This window comes from Aquabacterium sp. A08 (assembly GCF_011742065.1).
On sequence record NZ_JAAQQT010000334.1, the window covers coordinates 1 to 279 of the forward strand.

General features: G+C 59.5%; 1 protein-coding gene. It reads right to left on the minus strand.

Features of this window, described 5'->3' with window-relative positions:
• Positions 1-195, minus strand: a 195-nt coding sequence (locus tag HA630_RS26995) for a Tfp pilus assembly protein FimT/FimU (RefSeq protein WP_166832184.1), incomplete at its 3' end; no start/stop codon positions are given.
• Positions 196-279: the final 84 nt, after the last annotated feature.

The following is a 279-nucleotide window of genomic DNA, read 5'->3' on the forward strand; positions in this document are numbered from 1 at the left end:
GCGCTTGATGGACTCGGATTTGGCCAGCCGGAGGTCGGCCTGCACCGCTTCTGTTGAGCCTTTCAAACGCAGCGTTTCGCGCATGCTGGAAAAAGCCGGCAGGGCGATGGCCGCCAGTATGCCCAACACCGCGAGGGTGACCAAGGCCTCGATCAGCGTGAAACCACGGCGCGAACGCCCCGTATGCATGCGCATGTTGTTCCCCCTGTTGTGAGGGAATTTTTAGCATTGCAGACGGGCTGTGGGTATCCCCTGTTTGGGGTAGTAAAAACCGCCCAA